At 64.9% G+C, this 23,484-nt stretch carries 23 protein-coding genes; 14 read left to right on the forward strand and 9 right to left on the reverse strand.

Features of this window, described 5'->3' with window-relative positions; translation table 11 throughout:
- Nucleotides 1–221: 221 nt before the first annotated feature.
- Together ACOGI4_RS07350 and ACOGI4_RS07355 are read left to right on the forward strand one after the other, a co-directional pair.
- On the forward strand, nt 222–1,133 hold the full coding sequence (locus tag ACOGI4_RS07350) for an MBL fold metallo-hydrolase (RefSeq protein WP_419841032.1): 912 nt from the start codon (nt 222–224) through the stop codon (nt 1,131–1,133).
- A 242-nt stretch (nt 1,134–1,375) separates the two neighbouring features.
- A complete protein-coding gene (locus tag ACOGI4_RS07355; RefSeq protein WP_419841033.1) occupies nt 1,376–1,768 on the forward strand; it encodes a hypothetical protein in 393 nt (130 codons plus the stop codon).
- A 48-nt stretch (nt 1,769–1,816) separates the two neighbouring features.
- On the opposite strand, the gene ACOGI4_RS07360 is transcribed toward ACOGI4_RS07355, so the two are convergent.
- The 6 genes from ACOGI4_RS07360 to ACOGI4_RS07385 all read right to left on the reverse strand — a co-directional run bounded on the left by ACOGI4_RS07360 (nt 1,817) and on the right by ACOGI4_RS07385 (nt 11,890).
- A complete protein-coding gene (locus tag ACOGI4_RS07360) occupies nt 1,817–2,218 on the reverse strand; it encodes a hypothetical protein (RefSeq protein ID WP_419841034.1) in 402 nt (133 codons plus the stop codon).
- Nucleotides 2,219–2,466: 248 nt separating this feature from the next.
- Nucleotides 2,467–4,080, reverse strand: a complete 1,614-nt coding sequence (locus ACOGI4_RS07365; RefSeq protein WP_419841035.1) for a Swt1 family HEPN domain-containing protein — start codon at nt 4,078–4,080, stop codon at nt 2,467–2,469.
- 115 nt (nt 4,081–4,195) lie between these two features.
- Nucleotides 4,196–5,947 (reverse strand): HNH endonuclease, encoded by a 1,752-nt coding sequence (locus ACOGI4_RS07370; protein ID WP_419841036.1) that lies wholly within the window; start codon nt 5,945–5,947, stop codon nt 4,196–4,198.
- Nucleotides 5,948–6,288: 341 nt separating this feature from the next.
- Complete coding sequence (locus tag ACOGI4_RS07375; RefSeq protein ID WP_419841037.1) at nt 6,289–9,531, reverse strand: AAA domain-containing protein; 3,243 nt, start codon at nt 9,529–9,531, stop codon at nt 6,289–6,291.
- Between the two features lie 56 nt (nt 9,532–9,587).
- On the reverse strand, nt 9,588–10,766 hold the full coding sequence (locus ACOGI4_RS07380; RefSeq protein WP_419841038.1) for a DUF418 domain-containing protein: 1,179 nt from the start codon (nt 10,764–10,766) through the stop codon (nt 9,588–9,590).
- Between the two features lie 32 nt (nt 10,767–10,798).
- A complete protein-coding gene (locus ACOGI4_RS07385) occupies nt 10,799–11,890 on the reverse strand; it encodes a Zn-dependent alcohol dehydrogenase (protein ID WP_419841039.1) in 1,092 nt (363 codons plus the stop codon).
- 237 nt (nt 11,891–12,127) lie between these two features.
- Here ACOGI4_RS07385 and ACOGI4_RS07390 point away from each other — a divergent pair, with 237 nt between their 5' ends.
- From ACOGI4_RS07390 to ACOGI4_RS07400, 3 genes are all read left to right on the forward strand, one after another.
- On the forward strand, nt 12,128–12,394 hold the full coding sequence (locus ACOGI4_RS07390; protein ID WP_419841040.1) for a hypothetical protein: 267 nt from the start codon (nt 12,128–12,130) through the stop codon (nt 12,392–12,394).
- 24 nt (nt 12,395–12,418) lie between these two features.
- The gene (locus ACOGI4_RS07395) at nt 12,419–12,724 is read left to right on the forward strand and encodes a carboxymuconolactone decarboxylase family protein (RefSeq protein WP_419841041.1); all 306 of its coding nucleotides are present in this window, start codon (nt 12,419–12,421) and stop codon (nt 12,722–12,724) included.
- Between the two features lie 95 nt (nt 12,725–12,819).
- On the forward strand, nt 12,820–13,698 hold the full coding sequence (locus ACOGI4_RS07400; RefSeq protein WP_419841042.1) for a 1,4-dihydroxy-2-naphthoate polyprenyltransferase: 879 nt from the start codon (nt 12,820–12,822) through the stop codon (nt 13,696–13,698).
- A 4-nt stretch (nt 13,699–13,702) separates the two neighbouring features.
- Here ACOGI4_RS07400 and ACOGI4_RS07405 read toward each other — a convergent pair whose 3' ends face one another.
- Nucleotides 13,703–14,416, reverse strand: coding sequence for a ubiquinone/menaquinone biosynthesis methyltransferase (locus ACOGI4_RS07405; protein ID WP_419841043.1), 714 nt, complete (start codon nt 14,414–14,416; stop codon nt 13,703–13,705).
- Nucleotides 14,413–14,856, reverse strand: a complete 444-nt coding sequence (locus ACOGI4_RS07410; protein WP_419841044.1) for a hypothetical protein — start codon at nt 14,854–14,856, stop codon at nt 14,413–14,415. Before ACOGI4_RS07410 ends, ACOGI4_RS07405 begins: the two co-directional genes overlap by 4 nt.
- A gap of 85 nt (nt 14,857–14,941) precedes the next feature.
- Between ACOGI4_RS07410 and mshD the strand changes: the two genes are divergently transcribed.
- Genes mshD through nth form a run of 3 tightly spaced genes read left to right on the forward strand, consistent with a single transcriptional unit; the run spans nt 14,942 to nt 17,518 of the window.
- Nucleotides 14,942–15,700 carry a mycothiol synthase gene (mshD, locus tag ACOGI4_RS07415; protein WP_419841045.1) on the forward strand — a complete coding sequence of 253 codons (759 nt, stop codon included), beginning with the start codon at nt 14,942–14,944 and terminating at the stop codon, nt 15,698–15,700.
- Nucleotides 15,701–15,718: 18 nt separating this feature from the next.
- On the forward strand, nt 15,719–16,867 hold the full coding sequence (gene rlmN, locus ACOGI4_RS07420; RefSeq protein ID WP_419841046.1) for a 23S rRNA (adenine(2503)-C(2))-methyltransferase RlmN: 1,149 nt from the start codon (nt 15,719–15,721) through the stop codon (nt 16,865–16,867).
- Nucleotides 16,868–16,876: 9 nt separating this feature from the next.
- Nucleotides 16,877–17,518 carry an endonuclease III gene (gene nth, locus ACOGI4_RS07425; RefSeq protein ID WP_419841047.1) on the forward strand — a complete coding sequence of 214 codons (642 nt, stop codon included), beginning with the start codon at nt 16,877–16,879 and terminating at the stop codon, nt 17,516–17,518.
- A gap of 12 nt (nt 17,519–17,530) precedes the next feature.
- On the opposite strand, the gene ACOGI4_RS07430 is transcribed toward nth, so the two are convergent.
- On the reverse strand, nt 17,531–17,719 hold the full coding sequence (locus ACOGI4_RS07430) for a hypothetical protein (protein WP_419841048.1): 189 nt from the start codon (nt 17,717–17,719) through the stop codon (nt 17,531–17,533).
- A gap of 101 nt (nt 17,720–17,820) precedes the next feature.
- On the opposite strand from ACOGI4_RS07430, the gene hisD reads away from it, so the two are divergent.
- The 6 genes from hisD (at nt 17,821) to hisF (ending at nt 23,464) form a co-directional block, all read left to right on the forward strand.
- Nucleotides 17,821–19,134: a histidinol dehydrogenase gene (hisD, locus tag ACOGI4_RS07435; protein ID WP_419841049.1), complete on the forward strand. Its 1,314-nt coding sequence runs from the start codon at nt 17,821–17,823 to the stop codon at nt 19,132–19,134.
- Complete coding sequence (hisC, locus tag ACOGI4_RS07440; protein WP_419841050.1) at nt 19,131–20,279, forward strand: histidinol-phosphate transaminase; 1,149 nt, start codon at nt 19,131–19,133, stop codon at nt 20,277–20,279. Before hisD ends, hisC begins: the two co-directional genes overlap by 4 nt.
- 128 nt (nt 20,280–20,407) lie before the next feature.
- Entirely contained in the window at nt 20,408–21,052 is a 645-nt protein-coding gene (hisB, locus tag ACOGI4_RS07445) for an imidazoleglycerol-phosphate dehydratase HisB (RefSeq protein ID WP_419841051.1), read from the forward strand.
- A 46-nt stretch (nt 21,053–21,098) separates the two neighbouring features.
- Nucleotides 21,099–21,737 (forward strand): imidazole glycerol phosphate synthase subunit HisH, encoded by a 639-nt coding sequence (gene hisH / locus ACOGI4_RS07450; RefSeq protein ID WP_419841052.1) that lies wholly within the window; start codon nt 21,099–21,101, stop codon nt 21,735–21,737.
- Nucleotides 21,734–22,510: a HisA/HisF-related TIM barrel protein gene (locus tag ACOGI4_RS07455; RefSeq protein ID WP_419841053.1), complete on the forward strand. Its 777-nt coding sequence runs from the start codon at nt 21,734–21,736 to the stop codon at nt 22,508–22,510. Before hisH ends, ACOGI4_RS07455 begins: the two co-directional genes overlap by 4 nt.
- Nucleotides 22,511–22,576: 66 nt before the next feature.
- Nucleotides 22,577–23,464 carry an imidazole glycerol phosphate synthase subunit HisF gene (gene hisF, locus ACOGI4_RS07460; RefSeq protein WP_419841054.1) on the forward strand — a complete coding sequence of 296 codons (888 nt, stop codon included), beginning with the start codon at nt 22,577–22,579 and terminating at the stop codon, nt 23,462–23,464.
- The last annotated feature ends 20 nt before the right edge of the window (nt 23,465–23,484 follow it).

The following is a 23,484-nucleotide window of genomic DNA, read 5'->3' on the forward strand; positions in this document are numbered from 1 at the left end:
TGCCGCAGCTACCCCAGCGTGCGGCAGGGGACACTCGCCAATGCCGGCGAAACGTCTCGCGAAGGCCATGCCACGGTGCGATCTCTCGGAGCGGCACAGTGCTTTGGTCGTTCGGCCATCGTGTGGCCATCAGGTCGAGGTATTGATGCAATCGGTCGTGCGAGCCGGACAGCTCGTGCGACGGCTGAGCGGCCGTCGAGCCAAGACATAGGGTTCAGTTCATGGCAACGACGTTGGATTGGTACGGATGCGCGACCTTCCGTCTGCGCACAGCCGGCTTGACGGTGTTTCTGGACGCCTACATCGACCGGGCGTCGAACGCCGCTGGTCCGGGCTTGTCCGCCGACGATGTGAACGAGGCCGATTGGGTGCTGGTCGGCCATTCGCACTTCGATCACCTCTACGGTGCGGAGCGGATCCTCGCCAACACCGACGCCACGTTGATCGCGTCGTATGAGTCGGTGCGCCTCATGGCTGAGGCTGGTGTGCCGGCAGAGCGCATGATCTGTGTGGCTGGGGGCGAGACGGTGGACTTGAGCCGTGGCGGGCGCGGCGGGGGCGTGCGAGTGTCGGTGTACCCGAGCCAGCACTCCTGCGTGTGGTCTCACACGCAGATGGACCAGCCCGACGAGGTCTGCCTAGGCGACTTGGGCGTCACCTGGCAGGAACAGCAGCAGCGTCTCGCCGAGCTGATGAGTTACTTGACCAGCGAGGTCGATCCCGCCACCAGTGCGCACATTGCCGTATCGGCTGCTGGTCACAGCGATCGGGGCGACGGGGGAGCGTTGTTGTACTTGATCGAGGCGCCTGAGGGCTCCGTGCTGTTCCAGGATACGTCCGGGCACTGGTCGGGCGTCATGGGGGACTTGCGTCCTGACGTAGCCATCCTCGCCGCCGCAGGCCGCGGCAACATCGACGGCGAGCCCATTCAAGGATCGCTAGCGCAGTTCATCGGCCGCCAAGCCGACATGCTGCAGCCGCGCAAGATCATCCTCGGACATCACGACAACTGGCTGCCCGGGTTCTCCGTCGCCACCGACACCACCAGCATCGCCGCCGAGCTAGCCCGCGTGACCCCCAACGCCGAGTTGCTAGAACCCGGCTACCTGGAGTCCACCAAGATTCTGCCATGAAGAGATCCTGCCATGAAGCAACCGCAGCCGGCATCGGTAGACGCTGGCGGTTTGCCGCCTCGCCCATTTCGAATCACGGCAACGGCGACGCTCTTGGGGCGCGCCGCTTAGCGAACGGTGAACACGCTTGCCGCGGGAGCTGACCAGCGTAAGTTCACCGTCGAATAGCGTCAAGCAGCATATTGTAGCACTGAACCTGCGGCAACCTCGTTGACTGAGCAAGAGGAGGAACGTTACCCGCCATGAAGCCATACGATTTGGTCACGCTACAGCAGAGGTTCGTCGGTGCCGAAGAGCTTCTTGAGGCCTTACGTATCGCCAAAGCAGCCAAGGACGCAGCGGCACGCCAATATGACTTGCTTCGTCAGATGCTGATACAGGCCTGTGATGGCCATGCTTTTGAGGACTGTGGCATCAGGTTACGCGCGACGAAGTCCAGCCGTAATCCTCAATGGAAGAAAATTGCGCAAGCGATGGTTGAGCAATTCGGATTTAGCGGTTGGGAAGAAGCACTAGATGGAGCTGGACTTGATCCGAATGACTTTGTCAGTCATCGGAAAGCTGGCCATCAGCTTCGAGTAGAACCGAGTGTCGACGATTCCGCTGAAGCAGCTCTAGGTCCGACATACCTGTGACTTACGAGTCTGCAATCGCTGCTGCATTGCTCCTCGCGAGCAATCGTATCAGGCAAATCGCTGGAAGCGCTGAATGTACTTGGATAGCCGTTGCACAAGCTGCCGGAGTTCGTCAGGAAAGATGGCTCTCAGTTCATCGGCGGTCAACTTGCGCAGCGTTGAGCCCGTCCAGGTTTCGTCAACTGATACCATGATCTGATCCCACGTCTTTCCAGAGCTGGTGCGAATCATCGCGAGAACATGGGTGCCTACCGGAACGCTCTCTGAGGTTACGGCACCCCATTTGTCGCCGGGGTATGCCTGCCAAGCAGGGTCCGCAAGAGCCTTTGGACTGGCTTGGACGAGGTCCAGTTGCGGACCAATCCAGAGCCGGGCCTCGGCGTGCAATCCGACGTGCTGAAGGAACGCCGCCTTGCCGTTGACGCTGTCGCTCTCGGTAATGTCGCTCATTGGGCATCCTCGCGCTCAGTTCGTGGACGATTGCTAGAGCAGCATGCAGGTATCTCGCAAGCAGCGATGTTGGCATCCAATATTGTAGCATAGCATTTTGCGGTACCGCGCACAAGTCTGTAATCGATGATGGACGCGGCGACGCTGGCGTCGCCCGGCCGCCGGGGCAGACGATGAACACATCTCGCAGACTGGGTCGGCTTAGCCCTAGTCAGCCGAGCGTCAGCCATCTCTCGAACCTGCCACACCTAGGCGCTTGCTCTGATGAGTTCGTTCAGTTCTTCAAGGTTAGCTTGGCGTACAACTACTCGCCCGTCAGGCATTGCGTAGAGAGGAACGACTATCTGATCCCATCTCCGCGAAGTTGTCTTCGCCTCAAATCTTGCCAAGACATACTCATCAGACATTAGCTCCGAATGCGGTTCTTTGGTTACTCCGCCCCACATATCGTAGGCTTGATCCAGCGACTCGCCAAAATCGTCATAGTCAATGTTGTTGAATCTGTAGGGATTGACAACAATTCGAGAAAGACTTGGCCCCACTTTTGAAACAGCAAATTCCGACAGCCGTCTGAAAGATGCTAAGGAACTCTGGCTGTTGTTGACTCGAGTGCCACTGACTGACGTCGAAGCCGTATTATGAGAGCTAGAAGCCGTATTATGAGAGCTAGAGTTAAACTGTTTCGGTTGCTCAGCCATCGTCCTCGCGGCTGTGTCGGTCTTGTGCAGGAGACCCTCGAGTCGGGCAGCTTTTATGTCTGGCATAAGAGCGCCGAGATCTGCGGGATTGACGGGCTTCATTATGTACAGCTGATGCTGTCCATTTGCCATAACTACACTGGCTATTGCCGTTTCTGCGGCTGACCTATGCCTTGGCGCGTCAGCTGTACTACTAACACCCTGACGTGCTTTTGGCTCAGTTTCAACGCCAACTGACGGTGAGTCAGCATTTGCTGTGGTCTGATGTTCTGAGTCATGATCTTCAGTACGTTGGGGTTGGCGGACAGGAGCGCCGATGGTTGATTCACCGACCGTGCTGGCACCGATGATCTGTCGCATGAGATCGTAGCGCAGTTCACGGATGATCTGCTGCTCGTCGCCGCAGTTGAACTCATCCAGTAGACGTTCCATCGAATCCAAGGCGCGGATAGAGTCATCAGGACTGATATCCTCTTTGTGTGCCCATGCATTGCGGGTCCTGTGCACCTCGAACACCAGTGACCGCACGTCTGGTGAGAACTCTGGTGCAAATGTCTCATTCCAAGTTGCCTTCATGCCGTTTAGCAGGAATGCGGGGTCGGACGTTTTGCCAGTTTTCCAAGAACGCTTGAGCTTGTTGTCCAAGAGCGTCAGCCAGTCTTCTCCGTAAAAGTCACGCCACCTTTGCTCACACGCAGGTTCCAGACCTCGGCTTAGGAAATCCAGTGCTAGAGAGATGCGTCCGAAAATGGTTCGCGGCATAAGATCGTCGCGCAGTCCGTAGATGATCTGCTGCTCGTCATGGCTGTCAAACTCATCCAACAGGCGTTCCATGCCATGCAACGCTAGGATAGCGTCCTCATCGCTGAAATCTTCCTTGTTTGCCGATGCTGTGTGAGTGCTGTGCACCTTGCACACCAGAGACCGTGCGTCTGGTGAAAGCGCTCGCGCAGATGTCTCATCCCAAGTGGCTTTCATGCCCCCCAGCAGGAACGTAGTGCCCGAAATGTCGTGAGCGCTCGCAGAAGTCCTAAGCTTGCTGCTCACGTGCGTTAGCCAGTCATCGCCGTAGGTCTGGTGCCATTTCTTCTCACACGAAGGCCGCAATCCGGCACCGAGGGTGTCCAGCGCTTGTGAGATGCGTTCGGCATTCGATAGGTCCATGGCGCGCTTACCCCCCAGAGGTGCCCTTGCGTCTTGGAGGTTACTGCCGCATTTTGCTTGCGGCTTGCAGCACCATGCGCCGACAGCTCCGTGCCAGGGCGGCGACGAGGAGCGCTCAGGGGCTGCGGGCGCAGTCTGCAGCCGTCGGTGGGGTGTGCTCGACCAGGCCAGAGCCCTTGGTCTGGGGCACGCCGGCAGGGAGAGTGTCGTTTGGCTGCGTCTGGGGAGCCGGGGTTTGCCCGAGTGCTCGTGGTGGCGGGCGGGTTGAGTGAGCCGGTGGTGGCTGGTACGGGTGCGGTTGTAGTTGGGGTTTGCCGTTGGCTGGGGTGTGGATGGTGCCGCCGCGGTCGTGGAGGTTGTGGTGGCAGGGCTCGCACAGGAGTGTGAGGTTGTCGATGTCGGTGGGTCCACCGTGCTCGTAGTGGCGGATGTGGTGGGCTTGCGTGTGCTCGCTGGTGGTGTGGCACCCGATGCAGCCTTGGTCGCGTGCGGCGAGCACGAGCCGTTGGGCGTCGTTCGCGTTGCGGCTCTGTCCCAAGGCGAGTTGCTTCCAGTCGGCGCTGAACACTGCTGGCAGCACTTTGGCGTCAACGGCGTGTTCGGCGAGCAGACGTGCTGACAGCGGAGTGCCGTCGTCTAGACGCGGATGTGTGAGCTTGTCGTTGACGAGGTCGTAGTCGGCGATGATCATCAAGCTGGTGCCGGCTCGCCGTGCCGGCTGCTTGCCGGCGATGAGGTCCGCAATGGCGTCCGCAGTGAGCTGGCCACGCGACAGATCCGCACCTTCGCCGAGGCAGTCGCCGTCACCTCCGCCGCTCGCGCTGTTGTCACTGGTGCGGTTGCGTGCAGTGCGCACGGCTGCCTGGATCGCGGTTGACACGTGACGCCCGGTGATTGCGTCAAGCTTGGCTCGCAGCAGCCACATACCGTCGTCGCCGCGTCGTATCGACCCGCAGCGCTGATGCCGCTGCAACGCGATCTCCGCGTCCACCGGCGACAGACCCTTCGCCGCGGCTTCGACTGCCAAGTCGTCCCATACCTGCTGGCTCTGGTACGCGAACGGATGCCGCGCCACCACATCAGACGGGTACGTGCGGCACAGCTCCAAGAACTCGGCCTCGCTGCGCCGATGCGCCTTGGGTGCCTCCCGGGCGATGACCCGCGCATGAGCCACCGAAACCTCACCGGCGCACAACGCCCCCAACGTCTCGGTCATACCTTGGTTGACCAGCGCTTCGCCCAGTCGGGCTTCGCTGCGTGCCTGCGAGCAATTCGCACGCGTCCGGTCCCGAAGCACATACGCCGCACACTGCGCGCCCTTCCGTGAAGCGAACTCGCCCACCACCGCCATATAACGGCCCTCCACCCGAGCACGTTCAGCAGCCAACTCCACCATCAACTCCCTCAGCTCGCCATCGCGCAACGACCCCAAACCCGCCGCGTCAAACGCATCGCCCGACGACGTCCTGTCACCGGACTCCAGCGACACACCGCGACCGACATCCAGCGCCCCGCCAGCAGCCTCATCATCGTCCGAGCCCCAAACCGGCACACCACCGCCGGAATCCAATACCTCCTGCCCGCCCGTCACCGTTGACTCGACGACGTCACGACCAGCCGACGCGTCGAGCAAGCCAGCCGCGCCAACACCCGTCACCGAAGCGAACGTGCCAGCCGAGCCGTCATCGTCTACAGCATTCCCAGACCGGCCGAACCGTCCGCCGGACCACACCGCCGCCTCACTAGGCCACGCCGACCCAGCTGTCGCCCACACCGAACCGGCGCCACCACCGTCGCCCGAGCTGCCCACATCATCGGCATCGACCGGGCTGGCGGCCAGCTCGCGCACCACGTCGCCGAATAACATGAAATGAGTATACAGCATCTCCGTCTCAATAGCAACCATTTGCGCGGACATTCTAGCGGACATTCTAGGAGTCCTCACGAGTTGCAGCGGTGGATGAGCAGCGCGACGGGCCGAACGCGTTCCAGCGAGACGGTTCAGGTCGTGATGGGTCAGGTTGTGATGGGCCAAAATGTGCTAAAACGTCAATGCCGGCACCACCGCGCATGCCTCAACGGGGCATGAGCGTGAGCCAGCTCACGTCATGTCGCCGTGATATCCAAGACCAACACCGCGCTAGCGAGCCTCAGCCGATCAATGACCTGTCAACCGCCCATTGACGCAACACACTTGGCGGCGGATTGTCAGTTTCGGCTGTCAGCGATCTCGTCTGAATTGACAGCGGCCATGATGCTGTCGACACAACCGTCGAGGTCGGTGCTGAGGCGGCGCCCGCTGAAGCGGAGGACCTGCCATCCTTCTGTTTCGATAGCCTCATCACGCAACCGATCCCTCGCGCCGTCCTGGTGAAAGGCTGCGCCGTCGCATTCGATGTCGATACGGAGGCCGTCCTGCCGAACAGCAAGATCCAATCGGTAGCCCGCCACCGTCACTCCGGTCTCCGCAGCAACACCTTGCTCCAGCAGTGCTTCGTGCAGTTGAAGCTCAAGCGGGCTGTCGAAACCTCCGGCCTCGAGACGGACCACATAGCGCGCCAGTTCAGCAAGCAGATTATCATGTTGCAAGCAAGCTTCCAGATTGTCGCAGATGACGAGTTTGGAACGTGCCCGCGTCACTGCCACGTTCAGTAGATTGAGGCCCGCCGCAAAGCCCGACTGCCGTTGGCTCATCGATGGGCCGACCACCGGAGAGAAATAGATGACGTCCCGCTCGTCACCTTGGAATTTGTGCGCAGTGGCAACCGTCAGCTCTTCAGCGAGGGTTCTGCCAAGGGCCTGGACGAGCTTCTCGGTGATGAGATCGGCCTGCGCGCGGTAGGGTGTGACCACTCCCACAGAGAGGCCGAGGCCACGATACGCTTGGACATTGCCTGCAAGCGCTGCCACGAGGGCATCGGCTTCTTGTCTGTTGACATAACTCCGATTGCGAGGGTCCCGCCTGATGTCGCCACTCGTTCTGAGCCAGTTCACAGAAGGCCAATCCTGCGGCCGCACGGTCTCGTAGCAGAACTCGAGTCTGCCATCATAGAAGTGCTGGTTGGAAAATCCGATAATTCCCGGGTGGGACCGAAAATGCAGGTCCAAGAAGATGGGCGATGGACGAACTCGCGATGCTGCTAGTCCGAAGCAGCTTCGGTTGCGGTAGCTGTAATCTTCTCGCTGATCCTTCGACAAACCACAGCGCTCTCCGACAGCATGTTCCTTGGCTGGACTCAGAGAGGAGATATGAATGAGCTGCTTTTGGTCGCCAATAATCAGGGCGCGGCGACCGCGCGCGAGCAGCGGGACTGCCGAAGCAATGTCGCATTGAGATGCCTCGTCTATGACTACCAGATCAAACATGCTCCCTTTGAGAGGCAAATTGGTGCGGGCTGACATGTTCGTGACACCCCAGACAGGCAGCGCGGGCAGCGCTTTGGGGACGAGCGAGAGCATTGTAGCCACGTCGTAGCTGCCGTTTGCCAAATTCTGCAGCTGATCGGCGAGCTTGTCCGCCGACGTTCGAGCTGCCGTATCGCCTCTGCGCACCTGTTCCCAGCGCGCCTCGAGCAGCTTGCGACCTGCATCTATCCTTGCCTCATGTACTGCGTGAAGCTGGTCGTCGAGTTCATGCTTCGTGGGAAGACTAGAGAGCTTTGTGGTGGCTGCGTCAAGTACACGCCGATTATTCCAAACGGGCTCGATGGCATCTATCTTCGCCTGTAGACTCTTGAAGCCGGCTCGTGGCTTCAGTGATCTCCTTGGCTTGTCCAGCACGGACGTCAACGGTTGCTCGATGACGGTCAGTGGAAGGCCGACGAGCCGACCAAGCGCCGAGAGAGACTTCTGCGCCTGCTGCAGGCGAGCTTGGTGCTTGGGCCAGCGCTTGAACAACCCGAGCCGAACAGTGAACGCATCAAGTGCAGTCTCCACGCAAGCCAGCGCTGCCTCAAGTTCGCCGGGTTCCACCTCGAGCACCAGCGTATCGGCTTGCACCCCATCCGGCAGCCGGTCCATGAGGGACGAGAATTCTGATTCGAGGCGTTCGGTTTCATCTTCTAGTCGGGCGCGCTCGTGGACGACACCGTGGATGGATTGAACTCGAGCCCGGATGTTGTCCCAGTCTCTGCGAGCTGACGCAAGACTTGAGCGCTGCGGCGGCGTTGAGAGAATCTTCTTGATGTCGCCTGAGATTGTGCTCCTCAGGCTCGTAGGTCCGGCACGGACGAGGCAGGGATTCGGACTGATGGTCTTCAGCCGTTCGAAGACTACATCGACTGCCTTGTTGTTCTTGGACGCGAACAGAACCGTCTCGCCCTGCGCCACAGCAGCCGCTACGGCGTTCACGAGGACCTGTGATTTTCCGGTGCCGGGCGGCCCAGTAACCACCGTGAAGACGTTCTCCATCGCCGAAGCGACTGCTTGATCCTGAGCGAGAGTAGAAGGTGTGATGGTCGGATAGGGTGTCGGGAGCGGAGCGGTTGGTGCCTCCATCAGACCGAAAAACACCGCTGCAGGGCCTGATTCCACGATGTCCGGCTGGTTGGCGAGTTCTTCCAGATCTTCCAGGAGTTTGCGGTTGATTTGTGTCGAGCCGGATCCGGCATAGACGATACCTGAGTTGCAGACCGTCTGGGAGTTGCTGGGCGGAACGAGGTTGTCAGAGTCAAGATGATCAAGGCCGACGATTCCATTGTCGGTCAACACTTCAAGGATCGATTCTGCCTGCTCCTTGGCTGTCTTCGCGGCATCGACGGTGGCGGATGTCAGGATGAGCTGGGTCAGCGTCTCCCGATCGTCGCGGTCGAAACCAAAAAGGTCAAGCGCGTACGGGTTGAACTCAATGTATCTACTCTGAGGAATGAGCCACCATGCGTCGTCTCGTCGTTCTATGCGCGCCTCGCTCGTCAACAGCGGAGACACAAGAGGTGTGTGCCCTGAGCCACGAGCGCTTTGTGCGACAACCAAGGGCCATCCAGCGGTGATGGATTCTCTGACTGTCATTCTGTGCTGTTGGCACCATCGGTCTATCTTCTCGGTGCTCGGAAGCCGGCAGGCGCCAAAGAGAGTGCTCGTGCCGGTGCCGAGTTCGAGGTGGCCGTCACCGTGAAGGCGAAATTGAACTTGGCCGATCGCCTCTGCTTCTACGCATTCCCGGTAGAACTCGATGATGCGCGCTGTTGGATTATCACGGTGCGTTTGGATTTTGGTCGAAGAGACATGAACTTCGAGGGTTCCGTCGAAGTTCTTCACGGTACCCTGTAATTCTATCGCCATGCCGTTGGCTGGTGCCTTTGCTGCATCCCACCAGAGCAATGGGACCTCGTCGTCGTTCTCGAGTACGAGGACCGCCTTGGCGAGCGGCGCGGTACCTGATTTCGGCTTGATGGTGCGCCGCTTTCGGATCGTGCCGCGGAGAGCTATGATTTCGCCCGGAGTGAGTTGCATGAGTGCTGCCTTGACGGAGTGCTGTTTTCGGAACGTTTTTCTTGCGGTTCGTGAGGCTAGCGGTGACGGATCGGCTGCCAGCGGCGGTAGGTGGCGCAGCGCCAGAGCCATTCGACTGGGCCGAACGCGAATCGATCCAGCCACGCTTTGGACCACCACAGCTGCACTGCCCAGACTGCGACGACGAAGAGCGCGATGGCGGAGCGACCCGGCTCGGAGTTGCCTGACAAGCTTTCGAGCACCGCTATGCCGAAGGCTGTTTGCGCCAGATAGTTGGTGAGTGCCATGCGACCGGTCGCGCGGATGCGCCGCCGCAAGGCGCTGCCGGCAGCCCGGTTCCACAGGGTCACCAGACCGATGTAGCCGAGGCACACTGGCACGGTGGCCAACGTGTTCGGGATAGTGCCGGCGATGGCCCAATCGACGTCGAAGCCCGAGCCGGCCACCAGTGCGAGCCCGGCAGCAGACAGCGGCAGCCCGATGCCGAGGCCCCATGCTGCCAGCCGACGGTAGAAGCCTGGTGCTCGGCTGCCGCCGATGACACCGGTTCGATACAGCGCTGCGCCGATGAGCATCGCACCGAGCGCTCGTCCGAAGACGTCGACCGAGAACCAAACCTCAGTGATTCCGGAAATCGCCCCGTGGTGCCAGAACTCAATGAGGAGGCTGGACGAGCTGTCCAGCGACGACTGAACAGCCCAAGACGTCACCGCCACCGCAGCGAAGCAGGCACCGCCGAGCGCCAAGAGCAGTTTCGGAGGCAGCCGCCGCAGCGCGAGCACCACCGGCGAGCACAGTCCGTAGAGCAGGAGCACGTTGCCCTCCCACACCGCCGCATGAGCGATGCCCATGGCTGCCAGCAGCGCATTGCGCCACAGACTCAGCAGCACACAGCGGCGCCCTTTCGCAGCGGCGCGCTCAGCGAACAACACCACACCGGCGCCGAACAGTATCGAGAACAGACCCATGAACTTCTGGTCCGCGAACACCTCCCCAGCGGCGCCGATGATCCAGTCCACGGGTGCGCGCGAGCCAGCTGCGTTGAGGTTGTTGTACGCAGCTGCCGGCAGACCGAACGCCACGGCGTTCATGGTCAACATGCCGAGCACCGCCACGCCGCGTACCGCGTCCAATGCCGTGTTTCGCTCGCCCGCAGATGTGGCCAACGGTGAGGCCGGCGGTGAAGCCAGCCAACCGCGGCGGACCCGCCGCGTCACGCGTTCGATTGCCGACATCGCTTTGCCGATGTCGCCTGCAGGCCGCAGCTTCAGTCGAACGTGATCACCGTGCGGTTGGAGGTGCCGGCCTTCATCCAGGAGTAGCCCTCGTTGACCTGCTCGAGGCTGATGCGCCCTGAGATCATCTCGTCGAGCATGAGCCGACCGTCGAGATACATCTCCACCATCATCGGGATGTCGCTGCGGAATCGGTTCGAGCCCATCATCGAGCCTTGCAGCTTCTTCTCCGACAAGAAATCGATGCCTCGCAGCTCGACTTTCGTCTTCGAGGGGACCATGCCGATCACGGTTGCTGTGCCGCCGATGTCGAGCATTCCGAAGGCCTGCTGCACGGTCTGCGCCAAGCCGATGGCCTCGAAGCTGTACTCCACTCCGCCTCCGGTCATGTCCTTGACAGCGGTGACCACATCGTCCACCTCGCTGGCATTGACGGTGTCGGTTGCGCCCAGTTGTCGTGCCGTCTCGAGCTTGTCGTCGGTCATGTCCACGGCGATGATGCGGCCGGCGCCCGCAACCCGCGCACCTTGCACAGCCGACAGCCCGATCCCGCCGCAGCCGATCACGCAGACCACGCTGCCCACCCGCACGCCGGCGGTGTTGATCGCCGCTCCGAATCCGGTGGTAACCCCGCAGCCGATCAGGCAGGCCCGGTCGAGCGGCATGTCCGGGCGGATCTTCACCACCGCGTTCTGATGCACGAGCATCTCCTCCGAGAATCCGCCGAGCCGCGCCATCTGATTGACTGCCGTGCCGTCATCACGGCTCAGCCGAGCGGCTGCGTCCTTGGGACGAGACGTGGCCCGGGTGTTGGTGCAGCGATGCGGGTTGCCCGACAAGCAGCGGTGGCACTGGCCGCAGAAGATCGACAGGCACGCCACCACGTGGTCGCCGGGCTTGACGTAGCGCACCTCAGAACCGACTGCCTCGACGACACCCGCCGACTCGTGTCCCATCACCATCGGCAGCTGCGCCTGGAACAACCCTTCCATGAAGTGCAGGTCGCTGTGGCACAAGCCGGCGCCCTTGGTCGCCATGAGCACCTCGTTCGGCCCTGGCGCATCAATGCGCAAGTCTTCGATCGCCAAGTCGCCGGGCTGTTCGCTCAGCACAGCAGCCTTCATGTCATGCCCCCTCGCTTCTCGCGGCCATACAACGTGACAATGCCGTGTGGTGGCATTGCCGCGTCGCCATGCGCGACGGCCATCGCACATCGCCGGATACACCCGCCGAGAATAGACGCGAGACTCACGACCTGCCTGCGCAGGCCCGCTGCGTCGCTCACAGCCCGACTGCAGCCTGCGATAGCGTCTCGTTCGCCACCACGCGCTTGGCACTGCGCAGCCGCGAAAGGGGGAGTCATGGCCAACGATCACGGCTACCTGCCGAAGGTGGCCGAGCTGGACGCCAAGCAGCAACGTCGCCTGGACACGTGGTACGAGAAGGCCTACGCCGACGACAACCTGTTCCGAACGCTGGCTGCGGACGAGACCACCATGGATCTGTTCTTGGGCTGGGTCGCAGCGGTCTACGGCGGTCAGCCCCACCAGGATCCGGGCGCTCTCGACCGGCACATGATCGAGCTGTGCCGCATTCGGATGGCCAACCGCAACGAGTGCTTCCACTGAAGCCTCGTTCGCAGCGCATCGTTGGTGCGCACCGGACTGACCGACGACGTCATCGCCCAGTTGGCCGACTACGAGGCGTCAGAATTGCCGGAGTCGTGGAAGGCGGCTCTCGCACTGTGCGATCGGCTCTCCGGGGATGAGCACAAGGGCGTGATCCCCCCCTCGCTCTACGAGCGCCTCACCGAGCACTTCAGCGCCCAGCAGATCCTGCGCCTCGGCGCGCTGCTCGCCACGGCCAGCGGCTGGCATCGGATGATCGAGGCATTCGGCATCCGGCCTGATCACTTCGCCACCGGCGAGGCAGCTCCCTGGGCCGCCGCTGCCGGCTGATGCCGCTGCCGGCTGATTCGCCAGTTTGCCGTTGCCCGTGACACAGCCGTGGGTTGTCGCGCCCGATGCAGGCCCAGTCGATGCAGGCCCAGCCGATGGCTGATGCGCGCACTTGGCTGGCAGGCGCTCGACCGCGCACGTGGCCGGCATCGCTCGTGCCGCCATTTGTCGGAACGGCTGCGTCGGATGCTGCAGTCGAAGGCGCAGTCGTGTGGTGGCGCGCCGCCTGTGCGCTGATCGTGTCGCTGAGCCTCCAGATTGCCGTCAACTACGCCAACGACTACAGCGACGGCGTGCGCGGCACAGACGGCACCCGAGTGGGTCCGCAGCGACTGGTGGCTTCGGGCGCTGCGACGCCGGCCGCCGTGCGCTCAGCGGCATTCGCGGCGTTCGGTGTTGCTGCGGTGTTCGGCCTCGTGGTGGCAGCCGCAGTCTCCTGGTGGCTGGTAGCGGTCGGGGCGGCATCGATGCTCGCAGCCTGGTGTTACACCGGCGGCCGACGGCCCTATGGCTATCGAGGCTTCGGGGAGCTGTTCGTGTTCGTGTTCTTCGGGCTGGTGGCCACTGCAGGCTCGGCCTTCGTCCAAGACGGCCGCTTGAGCACGCTGGGGATCGCGGCATCGGTGCCGGTGGGCTTGGGCTCGGTGGCGCTGCTCGTCTCGAACAATCTGCGGGATCTGCCAACCGATGCGCAGGCCGGCAAGCGGACGTTGGCCGTGCGCATGGGAGACGGGCCCACGCGGGCGCTGTACTTGGTGGTGGTGTTCGTCATGGTCGTCTCGCCGCTGTATCTGTCGTTGCTGCGACCATGGGCGCTGTTGGCGCTCGTTGCTGTCGTGGCAGCAATCGCGCCAGTGCGAGCGGTGCTGCGCGGCGCTGCGGGGTCGGACTTAATACGAGTGCTGGTCGCCACAGGTCGTCTGCAGATCGCCGTGGGCGCGCTGTTGACGCTGGGCCTGGCGCTGGGAACCTGAAGCCTCAGCCGTCGCGTGTCGCCGTGATGAGCTGTGCGACGCCGCCGCTCAGCAACGTGCGGTCCACATCACGGAATCCGGCATCGTCCAGCTGGGCCAGCAGCGTCGGCGCCTCGGGCAGGTACGCCACCGACGCAGGCAGGTACCTGTAGGCGGACCGGCTGGAGAGCAGGCTGCCCACAGCCGGCACCACTTTGCCGAAGTACGCCTTGTGGCCCGCGCGCAGCAACCGATTGGGCGGCTCGGCAACCTCCAGCAGCGCCACTCGGGCGCCGGGCCGCAGCACGCGGGCCAGCTCCGCCCAGAACGCCTTGAGGTCGGCGAAGTTCCGCAGCGCGAAGCCGCAGATAGCTCCGTCGAGCGACGCATCGCTCACCCCCAAACAGAGCGCGTCGGAGCGCACGAGGGGGGCACAGGTGGTGGCAGCGGCAAGCATGCCGGCGGAGAAATCCGCTCCCAGGGGCCGCAGACCGGCCGCTTGGAGTTCGTTGCACAGGTCACCGGTGCCGCAGGCCACGTCGATCACCGACTCGCCCGGCTGCAGTCCCAGCGCGGCGACGGCGCGGCGACGCCAGCGGACGTCGAGGCGGAATGTCAACACGCGGTTCAGCAGGTCGTAGCGGGTCGAGATGGCGTCGAACATCTCCTCGACGGCCCGTGCCTTGTCCTGCGGGTTCGGCAGCGCAGAACTCGACCGGTGGCGCAGTCTCGGCTTCACCGGAACCAGACGCGGCGGTAGTCGCGGCTCATCGGGTGATACAGCAGCACCAGCAGCAGCGCGTCGAACATCAGGCGCATGAGCACCCCCAGCTCGTAGCTGGTGCGGGCGCCCCACCACAGCGTCGCCACGGCCGCATAGATCGCCGCAGCGGAGCACAGCCAGTGGCCCCAGCGTCGCTCTCTGGCAGTCCCGGCGCCTCCTGCGATGTATGCGCCGCACAGCAACACGGTGACGGCGGGCACCACTAGGCGGCCGCTCAGATCGAATGCCGTGCGCTCATCGGCGAACAGCGAGACGATGCGCTCGAAGACGTCTCTCCCTAGCTGCACATCGATGCGGTTGCCGAGCAGCAGCAGCCCTGCGGAGAAGTAGCTGAGCAGCACTGCGCTGAAGAGCGTCTGGGGCTGGCTGCGGTTGATCCACCGCTTCTGGTTCACCGCCAAAGTGTGGCACCTGCCGCACCGTGAGCCGTGCTTGCACCCTGCTGCAGCGCTGTGGCGGCCTGAAGTTAGCCTGCCCTCGGTGAGTGCTGTCTCAAGTGCCGATCCCGTGATCTCGATCGGCGCCGACCAGCACGGCGCCGTCGTGGAGGCCAATGCCGCTCACTGGCCTGCAGGCACCCTGATCGGTGCGTTGCGTCTGCAGCTCGCCGGCGTCTCGGGACCCGTGTCGGTGTGGATCGATCATCCCGACCACGGCGAGCCGCCTGGCGGCGATCGCTCGCCGAGTGAGACCGGGCTCGGACGCGGGCTGGCCGAGCTGGGCCTGACCTTCGAGCGTGATCTCTATCGCATGGAGCGAGCGCTGCCGATGGATCAGCCCAGCGGCATCGAGACGCGTTCGTTCGTGGCAGGCCAAGACGACCACGCGTGGCTGGCCGTCAACAACCGCGCCTTTGCCACGCACCGCGAGCAGGGCGGATGGACGCCGGCTCAGCTCGCCGCCCGCCGGGCAGAGCCGTGGTTCGACGCCGACGGCTTCCGGGTGTACGACGTCGACGGCGCCATCGCCGCCTACTGCTGGACCAAAGTGCATCCCGACGAGGACCCGCCCGTCGGGGAGGTGTACGTGATCGCCGTGGACCCTCAGTACCATGGCCGCGGCTTGGGCAGGGCTCTGACGCTGGCGGGCTACGAGCATCTGGCCGCTGCGGGCCTCACGCGGGCAATGCTCTACGTGGACGCCGACAACACCCCCGCTGTCACGCTGTACCGTAGTCTCGGGCTCGAAGTGGCTGTCGTGCGTCGGCTGTTCACCGGCCGCGGTCCGCTCGGGCGCTGAGCAGCCGCGACGGACGCCGTGACCGACTCGACTGCTGATGCCGCGGACCCGTCGCTCAGCGACCTGAGCCGGGCTTCACTGGGAGAGCTGCTCGACGGCGAGCCTGCGTACCGGCTGGACCAAGTGTGGGACGGCCTGTACCGCCAGCGCCGCCCGCTGGCCGAGATCACCAACGTCCCCAAGAGCTTGCGCGGTGCCATCGCCGAGCTGCTGCCGCCCGCGCTCACGCTCGTGCATACGCAATCGGCCGACCACGGCGCGACCACCAAGCACCTGTGGTCGCTGCGTGACGGGCACCTCGTGGAGTCCGTGCTCATGGGCTACCGTAATCGGACCACGCTGTGCATCAGCAGCCAGGCGGGCTGTGCGATGGCCTGCAGCTTCTGCGCCACCGGCCAGGTGGGCTTCGACCGGAACCTGAGCGTGGGCGAGATCGTCGAACAAGTGCTCGGCACGCTGCAGCAGGCCGCCGAACGGAACGGCGCAGCCGTCAGCGGCGCCGTCAACGTGGTGTTCATGGGCATGGGCGAGCCGCTCGCCAACTACGACCCGGTGTGGGCAGCGGTCGAGCGTCTGCACGACGACATCGGCATCGGCGCCAGACACCTCACGGTCTCCACCGTCGGCGTGATTCCGGGCATCGTGCGCCTCGCAGCGGCCCCGCTGCCGGTGAACTTGGCTGTCTCCTTGCATGCCGCCAACGACCGCTTGCGCAACCGACTGGCACCCCTCAACCGCACCTACCCGCTGCGCGACTTGGCGCGTGCGCTGGCGGAGTACCGCCGCGCCAAGCGCCGGCGGATCAGCTTGGAGTGGGCGATGATCGACGACGTCAACGACAGCGAACACGATGCGGCAGAGCTCGCCGCGTACGCGCATCCGCTGGCTGCACACGTCAACCTCATTCCGCTCAACTCCACACCCGGATACGGCCACCGGCCATCGCCTCCCGAGCGCATAGCGGACTTCGCTGCTGAGCTGTCTGCCCGTGGCGTGCATGCCACCGTGCGGCAGAATCGCGGCATGTCGATCGATGCCGCCTGCGGGCAGCTGCGCGCGGGCCAGCGGGTCGCGATGCGCCGAACTGCTCGTACTGGTAGGGCTGATCGTGCTGGCAAGGCTGGTCGTGGCGCACGCGCGCGCGGCATCGCGCCGACCGCCGGTTAGGCACCCGCCGTGGCCAAACCCCGCACGCCCGCCGGACGCGCCAAACGAACGCACGGTCTGCTCAAAGGCGAGTACGAAGCAGTCTGCGAGCTGGAGCACCGCAATCCGTTCGAGCTGCTGGTGGCAACGATCCTGTCGGCACAGTGCACCGATGCCCGCGTCAACGCCACCGTTCCGGCAGTGTTCGCAAGGTATCCCGACGCTGAGGCGCTGGCCGGCGCCGACCGGTCCGAGCTCGAAGAGCTGGTGCATCCCACCGGCTTCTTCCGCAGCAAGGCGCGCAACCTGCAAGGCATGGCGCGCCAACTGCTGGCCGACCATGACGGCGACGTGCCGACCGGGCTGGCGGACCTGGTGAAGCTGCCCGGCGTGGGCCGCAAGACCGCCAACGTCATCCGCTCGGTGGCATTCGGACTGCCCGGACTGCCGGTGGACACCCACGTCGGGCGCTTGGCGAGGCGTCTGGGCCTCACTGACGAGGAGGACCCGGTGAAGGTGGAGCTGGCGCTGAACCCGATGATTCCCCAGTACGAGCGGGGCGACTTCAGCCTGCGGCTGATCCTGCACGGCAGGCGCGTCTGCTCGTCCCGCAGGCCTGCCTGCGACGACTGCGTGTTGAACGACTTCTGTCCCAGCGCGTTCGCTGTCTGAGGGCCTCGCCGCTCAGCTCAGCGAAGCTGCGGCTTGGGTCAATCGGCGGCGGGCCATCCGCAGCGACCGTTCGACCTCGTAGAGCTCCACGCCGACGTCTTCGTGTCGTGTGCCCATCAGTTCGTCGCCGGCCCGCGCGACGCGAGCCCCGAGCTCGCCCACGGCAGTCTCGATGGACGACAGCTCGGCGGCGGTGATCACGCGTCGCACGCTAGGCCGACGCGGGGCGAAGCGGTCGTGCCGCAGCGGTGAAGCCATGGCGCTAAGCGGGTGCTCGCGCAGGCACAAGTACCCTCGGCGCTGTGCTGAAGCGGCTGGACCTGCGCGGCAAACGCATCGGCCTGGAGCATCTGCTGCCGCCGCCGAACGAGGCTGTTTCGGTGCCCCGCGACGCCGTGCGTCAGATCATCGACCAGGTCCGCCAGGGCGGCGACAGGGCCGTCCGGGAGTTGACAACCCGATTCGACGGTGTCCCCCTTGACCACATCTACGAGGCACGGGTACCGGAGCGTGAGTTGGCCGCGGCTTGGCACGGCCTGGCGCCGGGTCTGCGTGCTGCCATGGAGACGGCCCATCGTCGCATTCTGGAGTTTCACCGGGGAGAAGCCGGCGTAGGCAGCACGTATGCGCGCGACGGCGTCACGATCCGCTCGGTCAGCCAGCCGGTGGACCGGGCCGGCATCTACGTGCCCGGAGGGCTGGCCGCCTACCCGTCGACGGTGCTGATGACGGCGCTGGTTGCACGCGCTGCCGGCGTGGACGACATCGCGCTGTGCTCTCCGCCGGACGCATACGGCGGCCTGGCTGCGCCGGTCTTGGCCGCTGCACACCTCTGCGGCGTCACCGAAGTACACCGGGTGGGCGGGGTGCAGGCCATCGCAGCGCTCGCGTACGGCACCGAAACGATACGTTGCGTCGACGTGGTGGCAGGGCCCGGGAACGCCTGGGTCGCAACGGCCAAGCAGCTGGTCGCCGCCGACGTGGGGGTCGCCTCGGCCTTCGCCGGACCCTCAGAGATCGTCGTGATCGCCGACGGCACCTGCCCCCCGGCGGCGGCCGCGACCGATGTGGTGCTCCAAGCGGAGCACGGCCCGGGCGGGCGGGCGTGGCTGGTCACGTGGGATGCCGAGGTTGCCGACGCCGTCTGCTCGGCCATCTCGCAGATCGTGGACCTCTCGCCGCGTCGGGCTGAGACGCTCGCGACCTTGGAGGCCGACGGATTCGTGTGTCTCGTGGACGACCCCGCCGTCGCAGCGGATGTCGCCAACGCGGTCGCGCCCGAGCACCTGCAGCTGATGTGCGACGGCGCCGAGGCGCTGGCGGGCCGAATCCGCCACGCAGGCGCGGTATTCCTGGGGCCATGGGCGCCGGCTTCTCTCGGCGATTACGTCGCAGGGCCCTCCCACGTGCTTCCCACTGCGGGAACGGCGCGCTTCGCCGGCGCTCTGACCACCGACGACTTCACGAAGCGCATGCATGTCATCGACGTCAGCGAATCCGGCTTTGATCTGCTTGCGCCAGCCGTCGCCGAGCTGGCCCAGGCGGAGGGCCTGTGGGCGCATGCGGCCTCGGTCTCGCGTCGCAAGGAGTGGTCCACCTCGGGCGTGCGGCCATGAAGCCCAAGGCAACGAAACCTGCGGTGCGCGACGACCTGCGCGCGCTCGAGGGCTACCACTCCCCGCAGCTCGACGTGGAGGTGCGGCTCAACACCAACGAGGCGCCGGTGGGGCCGCCGCCGGAGTTCGCTGAGGCCGTCGCGGCCGAGCTGGCGGGCGTCGCGTGGCATCGCTATCCCGACCGCAGCGCCCACGCGTTGCGGCAGGACATCGCGGCGCTGCACGGCACTGCCCCCGAGCGGATCTTCGTTGCCAACGGCTCCAACGAAGTCCTGCAGACCTTGTGTTTGGCCTACGCGGGCGCGGGCCGTGTCGTCGCCACCTTCGAGCCGACCTACGCGATGTACGGCCAGATTGCGCGCAGCACCCAGTGCGCGGTCGCCGAGGGCGAGCGCAGTGCCGACGGCAGCGTCAGCCTCGGCGAGCTGGAGCGGGTGGTCGAGCGGTACCGGCCGTCGATCGTGTTCCTGTGCTCGCCCAACAACCCCACCGGGACGCCGGAGCGGGCAGAGGTGCTGGAGCGAGCCTTGGAGATCGCTCCAAGTCTGGTCGTGGTGGACGAGGCCTACGGACAGTTCGCCGACTGGAGTGCCATCGACATGTGCGACGATGCCGGCGGCCCAGCGAATCTCGTCATCACCAGGACCTTCTCCAAGACGTGGGCGATGGCCGGGGCGCGTCTGGGTTATGCCGTGGTGCCGGCCGGCATGGTCGCAGAGTTCGACAAAGTGGTGCTGCCGTACCACCTCGATGCCGTCAAGCAGGTCGCCGGCCGGGTGGCGCTGCGGTTCGCGGCCCAGATGGAACAGCGCGTCGCAGCAATTGTCTCCGAACGGCTGCGGATCGAGCAGTCGCTGAGCGGGCGCGGCCTCGACGTCTGGCCCTCGCAGGCCAACTTCGTGCTGTTCCGCACGACGCCGTGCGGGCGGACCGGCGACGAGGTCTGGCAGGCGCTGGTGGAGCGCTCGGTGCTGGTCCGGAACTGTTCTAGCTGGCCGCGGCTGGCCGACTGCCTGCGGGTGACGATAGGAACGCCGCAGGACAACGACCGCTTTTTGGATGCCTTGTCGGATGCGCTGCCGGATGCGCTGCCGGATGCGCTGCCAGACAGCGTGATGGACGCGCCGTCCGCATCGATTTCGTGACATCCGCGCCGCGTTGTCCGTGCTTGAGTTGTCCGTGCTTGAGTTGTCCGTGCTTGAATTGACCTGCGGGATCCCCGCCGTCTGATTCGACCAGTTCCGACCCGCCAGACTCGCGATGCGAGGTCCCCATGACTGATGCCGCCCGCGCCGACACAGCGCCGCAAGCCGTCCCCAGCGTTGGAGCGTGGCGCGTCGGGAAGGTGCAGCGCAACACGGCTGAGACGCAGATCGACGTGACGCTGCATCTCGACGGGACCGGCCGCAACGACATTTCGACCGGGTTGCCGTTCTTCGACCACATGCTCGCGCAGCTCTCCAAGCACGCCCGTTTCGACCTCGTGCTCCGCACTGCCGGCGACCTCGAGGTCGATGCCCACCACGCCGTGGAGGACACCGGCATCGCGCTGGGCGAAGCGATGCGCCAGGCTTGGGGCGACAAGGCCGGCGTGCGCCGGTTCGCCTCGTGTGTGGTGCCGCTGGACGAGGCGGCGGTGGAGGTGGTGCTCGATCTGTCGGGTCGGCCGTACCTGCACTACGACATCGAGCCGCCCGGCGAGAAGATCCTGGGCGATCCGCCGTTCGACCCTCAGCTGTGCGAGGAATTCTGGCGTGGCTTGGCGATGTCGGCCGGCATCACACTGCACTTCGTGATGCTGCGCGGACGCAACACCCATCACATCATCGAAGCCAGCTTCAAGGGTGCCGCACGCGCCTTCCACGATGCCGTTCGCATCACTGACGATGTGCTGCCATCCACCAAGGGTGTCTTGTGACGAGGGCGTCCGGTGATGGGGCGCCTGACCGCCAGCTTGCAGGTCGGTGACTGACCGTGCGGTGATTGCCGTGCTCGACTACGGCATCGGCAATCTTCGATCTGCCCAAAAGGCGCTCGAACGGGCGGGCGCGGATGCCCGCCTGACTGCCGATCCGAGCCTCATCAGCGAAGCAGACGGCGTCGTGCTGCCCGGCGTGGGTCATTTCGGGACGTGCATGGCGCAGCTGTGCGCCACACGCTTGGAGCAGCCGACGCTGGAGGCCATCGACAGCGGGCGGCCGTTCCTGGGCATTTGCGTCGGCATGCAGATGCTGTTCGAGGCTTCGGAGGAGGCGCCGGGCGTGGCGGGTCTGGGCGTGATGCCAGGGACGGTGCGACGCCTGCCTGATGGCGTGGTGCGACCTCAGATGCAATGGAACCGCCTCGATGTCCGACAGCCGGACTGTCCGCTGCTGGCGGGGCTGACCGACGGCGCCTGGATGTACTTCGTCCACAGCTATGCGCCCGAGACCGATGAGTGCCTGGTGGCAGCGACCTGCGACTATCCGACCCCGATGGTCGCGGTCACCGAGCGGGGCCGGCTGTGGGCCACGCAGTTTCACCCGGAGAAGTCCGGTGACGCAGGCAAGCGGCTCGCCCAGAATTTCCTCGCCGCGGTGATGGCCGATCGGTGTCGCAGGTGAGCTTCGAACTGTTTCCGGCAATCGATGTGCGCGGGGGCCGATGCGTGCGTCTGCTGCAGGGCGACTTCGGTCGCGAGGTGCGCTACGACGCCAACCCGGTGGCTGTGGCGCATGACTTCGCGGAGGCCGGCGCTCGCTGGATCCACATGGTCGACCTGGATGCGGCGCGGACGGGGATTGCCGACCGTGCCAACCAGAGCGTGATCCGGTCGGTGGTGGCTGCTGTCAGCGACACCGGTGTCCGGGTGCAGTGCGGGGGCGGAGTGCGTTCGAGCGAGAGCGCCAAGGCGTTGTTCGATGCAGGTGTCACCCGCGTCGTGGTGGGCACCGCCGCTATCGAGTGCCCGGATCTCGTCGGCGACCTCACCTCGGCGGGGCATCAGGTGGCGATCGGCCTCGACGTGCGCGGCACCGAGGTGGCCACCCGCGGCTGGGAGCACCGCAGCGGCGTGAGCTTGGGCGATGCCCTGGCTCGGCTGGCCGGCAGCGGCGCGCAGGCCGTGATCGTGACGCAGATCGCTCACGACGGGATGGGCGGCGGGAGCGATCTGGCCGGATTGCGCAGTGTGCTCGACGCGCCCCAGCGCCCGCCGGCGATGTCGGTGATCGCCAGCGGCGGCGTGGGGTGCTTGGCAGACATTGCCGACCTGCGCGACCTGCGTTCGCAGCGCGGTTCTTCGCTCGCTGGCGCCATCGTGGGCAAGGCGCTCCATGACGGCGTGATCTCGCCCGCCGCGGCCGTCGTCGTAGCGCGCGGCAGCGCCGAGTCATGACGCCAGCGCCATGAGCCCAACACCATGAGCCCAACACCATGAGCACAGTGCGATGAAGCCAACCCCATGAAAACCGTGCGCGTGATCCCGTGTTTGGACGTGGACGCCGGACGGGTCGTCAAAGGCGTCAACTTCGTGGGCCTGCGCGACGCCGGCGACCCCGTCGAGCTGGCCGCCGCCTACGACCGTCAAGGCGCGGATGAGATCGTGTTCTTGGACATCACCGCTTCGGCGCACGACCGCGACACCATCGTCGAGCTCGCTCGTCACGCGGCTGAAGAGGTCTTCATTCCGTTCACCATCGGCGGTGGCATCCGCTCCGTCGGCGACGCCCGGGCGCTGCTGCGCGCAGGCGCCGACAAGATCGCAGTGAACTCTGCGGCAGTGGTGCGGCCCCAGCTCATCCGCGAGATCGCGCAGGAATTCGGCAGCCAGTGCGCGGTGGTCGCGGTCGATGCCAAGTCGACATGTGTATCGACCGGTGTGTCGACACGTGTGTCGACATGTGTACGGTCGAATTGCGCTGAGTCGAGCGGCGGCGACGACCATGCGGGCGCGTCGTCCGGCGGCGGAGAGCGTGATCCAGACGGCCCCGGGTCTTGGAGCGTGTACGTCAAGGGCGGTCGAGAGGACACGGGCGTCGATGCGCTCGACTGGGTGCGTCACGTTGCCGAACTGGGTGCGGGTGAGATTCTGCTGACCTCCATGGACGCGGACGGCACCAGAGCGGGTTTCGACTTGGAGCTCACGCGGGCAGTGACCGAAGCGGTCAACATCCCGGTGGTCGCCAGCGGGGGAGTGGGCACGCTCGAGCACTTGGTTGAGGGAGCAGTCGTGGCCGGTGCCGACGCCGTGCTGGCGGCCTCGATCTTCCACTTCGGAGAACACACGATTGCCGACGCCAAACGGGCGCTGATGGCAGCCGGCGTCGCTGTTCGGCCCCCCGCAGTGTGAACGGCAGCCACTCGACGGTG

Origin of the sequence: Candidatus Poriferisodalis sp. (genome assembly GCF_965205175.1) — a bacterium.
Classification (GTDB): Bacteria; Actinomycetota; Acidimicrobiia; order Acidimicrobiales; family Poriferisodalaceae; genus Poriferisodalis.

Coding starts and splice junctions, on each gene's coding strand:
- ACOGI4_RS07355 (WP_419841033.1), top strand. CDS start 1,376: ATGAAGCCATACGATTTGGTCACGCTACAGCAGAGGTTCGTCGGTGCC.
- hisC (WP_419841050.1), top strand. CDS start 19,131: ATGAAGCCCAAGGCAACGAAACCTGCGGTGCGCGACGACCTGCGCGCG.
- ACOGI4_RS07370 (WP_419841036.1), bottom strand. CDS start 5,947: ATGTTATTCGGCGACGTGGTGCGCGAGCTGGCCGCCAGCCCGGTCGAT.
- hisB (WP_419841051.1), top strand. CDS start 20,408: ATGACTGATGCCGCCCGCGCCGACACAGCGCCGCAAGCCGTCCCCAGC.
- ACOGI4_RS07375 (WP_419841037.1), bottom strand. CDS start 9,531: ATGCAACTCACTCCGGGCGAAATCATAGCTCTCCGCGGCACGATCCGA.
- ACOGI4_RS07350 (WP_419841032.1), top strand. CDS start 222: ATGGCAACGACGTTGGATTGGTACGGATGCGCGACCTTCCGTCTGCGC.
- ACOGI4_RS07400 (WP_419841042.1), top strand. CDS start 12,820: ATGGCTGATGCGCGCACTTGGCTGGCAGGCGCTCGACCGCGCACGTGG.
- ACOGI4_RS07360 (WP_419841034.1), bottom strand. CDS start 2,218: ATGAGCGACATTACCGAGAGCGACAGCGTCAACGGCAAGGCGGCGTTC.
- ACOGI4_RS07385 (WP_419841039.1), bottom strand. CDS start 11,890: ATGAAGGCTGCTGTGCTGAGCGAACAGCCCGGCGACTTGGCGATCGAA.
- hisF (WP_419841054.1), top strand. CDS start 22,577: ATGAAAACCGTGCGCGTGATCCCGTGTTTGGACGTGGACGCCGGACGG.
- ACOGI4_RS07380 (WP_419841038.1), bottom strand. CDS start 10,766: ATGTCGGCAATCGAACGCGTGACGCGGCGGGTCCGCCGCGGTTGGCTG.
- ACOGI4_RS07365 (WP_419841035.1), bottom strand. CDS start 4,080: ATGGACCTATCGAATGCCGAACGCATCTCACAAGCGCTGGACACCCTC.
- ACOGI4_RS07390 (WP_419841040.1), top strand. CDS start 12,128: ATGGCCAACGATCACGGCTACCTGCCGAAGGTGGCCGAGCTGGACGCC.